Raw genomic sequence first — 2813 nt, forward strand, 5'->3', positions numbered from 1 at the left:
CCGCGGAACGCGTACGGCATGTTGCCGAACGGGCGCCCGACGCGCGGCTGCCAGTAGAACCAATTCCGGCGGAGGAGCTTGCCGAGGATCCACGAGTCGATGTTGCCGCCGTTGTTGTGGCGCACGTCGATGATCAAGCCATCGCGATCGAATACCGGGTAGTACTCCCGGATCCAGCGCGCGATGTCGTCGGGCCCCATCGCCTGCAGGTGGACGTAGCCGATCCGGCCGTTGCCTAGCGAATCGACGCGCATCCGGCGCTCGTACTCCCACGAGCGGTAGCGAAGCGCCGCGGCGTCGTTCGGGCTCACCGGCTGCACGAGCACCTCGTGAGTGGCGCCGCCGCGCGCGAGTCGGAGCAGCACCGGCTTTTCGCTCTGGTTGCGAAGCAGCGCCTGGATGTCGGGCACCGAGAGCGCGGCTTCGCCGTTCACCGACTGGATCACGTCTCCCATGCGTACATCGAGACCCGGGCGCGCGAGCGGCGAGGCCTCGTCGGGCCAGTCGGGATCGGTGGGAAGGATGCGCGCGATCTTGAAGCCGCCGGCCGCGTCGTCGCGCTCGAGCGTGGCGCCGAGTGAACCGGGATCGGCGGGATCGAGCCCGCGGCGCAGATCGCCGCCGTAGACGTACATGTGGAGCGAGGTCAGCTCGCCGATCATCTGCTGGAACACGTCCGCCAGTTCGGCGCGATCGGTGACCCGGTCGGCGAGCGGCTGATAGCGCTCGCGGATCGCCTTCCAGTCGGAACCGTGCATGGCCGGGTCGTAGAAATAGTCGCGCTCGAGTCGCCACGCCTCGGTGAACATCTGCCGCCATTCGATCTTGGGATCGAAGCTGAACGTCCAGTCCCTTGTTGGCACGCTCGCCTTGTCGAGTTCGGCCGGCGCCTTGCCCGCGGCGTCGAAGACGTAGAGACTGTTTTTCTTCCGCACCAGGAGCTTCTTGCCGTCGCCCGACAGCTCGTAAGCGGTGACGTCCTCCATCACCGTGGTCGCCGGATCGCCATCGCGGCCGATCGCGAGCGACTGGAGCTGGTTCTTGGGCTCGACCGCAGTCGAGGCGGAGAGGAAGTAGAGCCGGCTGCCGTCGGTCGAAAGCTCGCTCAGGTTGCCGGGTGGCGTGGGGACTTCGATCAGCCGGCTCGAGAGTCCCTCGAGCGCGATCTCGACCGGCTCCGGCGCGGTCTCGGCAGGCTTCGCTTTTTCGCCCGCGGATTTCGGCGCGGCGTTCTTCGCGTCGCCGCCCTTCGCATCAGCGCCCTTCTTCTCCGCGGGCTTCGTCTCGGCGGGATGCAGCTCGTCCACCGGATCAAAAGGCGATCGGAACGTGCTCTGCAGCGCGACGCCATAGATCTTCGTGCGCTGATCGAAGAACGGATCGGGCTGGCGCGAACCCCAGATGCTCTGCACCGTCGATTCGAAATGGCGGTCGGAGAGGAACCACAGCCACTTCCCGTCCGGGCTCCACGTCGGGCTCCAGCTGTCGGTGCGATCGCTCGTCACCGCGGTGCGCTGGCGCTTGCTGGTGTCGAAGATCCACAGTTCGAGCTGCAGGTTGGAGCCGCCCTTGGCGTAGGCGAGCCAGCGGCTGTCGGGCGACCAGCGCAGATCCTGGAAGTCGGCCCACGTGTTGCTCGAATCCACCGCGACCGAGCGGCCGCTCGCCGCGTCGATCAGCGACAGGATCTGGTTCTTGTCGTTGGTCGCGATCCACTTTCCGTCGGGCGAGGGGATACCGTCCCAGCGCAGGATGCGCGCGTCCTTCGTGAGCTGCGCCGCCTGGCCCACGCCGTTGGCGGGCAGCTTCCAGAACTCCACCTCGCCGCTCTCGTCCGAGAGCGTGAGCAGCGTCTTGCCGTCCGGCATGAAGCGGGCCTGGCGGTAGCGCACGCCCGGGCGCCGCGAGGCCGAAACGATTCGCCCCGATTTCACGGGCAGCACGAACACCTGCCCGCGCGTGGTCGCGACCACGCGGTCGCCGTTCGCCGAAAGGTGGAGCGCCGTGGTCAGGTCGAGCGGCTTCGTCACCCAGCGCTCGCGCTCCTGGTCGAGGTCGGAGGCCAGCCGGATCGGGATTGCGGCGTCGCGATTCGCGGCGATCTCGTAGACGCGGAGATCGGCGCCGAGCTGGTAGACGATGCGGCCATCCGAGAGCGACGCGCCGAGAACGTCGAAGCCCTGATGGTGCGTGAGCTGAATCGGATCGCTGCCGTCGAGCTTCACCGACCACAGATTCATGGTCAGGTCGCGATCGCCGACGAAGTACACGCGATCGTTCCAGATCATCGGCGAGCGACTCACCGCCGAATCCTGCGGCATCAGGCGCCGTGCCTCGGCTCGACCGCCCTCCCACACCCACAGCTGCTGCAGCATGCCGCCGCGATAGCGCTTAGTGTTGCTGCTGTTGGCATCGAAGCGGGTGAAGATGAGCGACTTCCCGGCGTAGACGCCCTGCGAGGCCTGGGCAAGCGGGATCGGGTCGCGCCGTCCCGTCGCCGGATCGAGTGTAAAGAGCTGAGTGTTCGGAAGACCCGAAGTGATGCGGCTCGCATAGATCACTCGTGCCTCGGGCGTCCAGCCCTGCACCAACGCGCGCGAGCCGTCCCAGGTGAGCCGCCTCGGCAGGCCGCCGTCGAGCGGCATCACGTAGACCTCGACCGGCCCGTCGTACGAGGCCGAGAACGCGACCCACCTGCCGTCGGGCGAGATCGCGGCGCGCGACTCCTCGCCGAGGTGGCTGGTGAGGCGCTTCGCTTCACCGCCCTCGATCGGCACGCGCCACAGATCCCCCTCGGCCGTGAACACGACCGT

1 protein-coding gene is annotated in these 2813 nt (G+C 67.7%); it reads right to left on the minus strand.

What is annotated here, in order from left to right; all coding sequences use genetic code 11:
* On the minus strand, positions 1-2813 hold a 2813-nt coding region (locus VMJ70_03130), incomplete at both ends, for a PDZ domain-containing protein (protein ID HTO90103.1).

The sequence above is a fragment of the Candidatus Sulfotelmatobacter sp. genome (assembly GCA_035498555.1).
Lineage (GTDB): Bacteria > Eisenbacteria > RBG-16-71-46 > RBG-16-71-46 > RBG-16-71-46 > DATKAB01.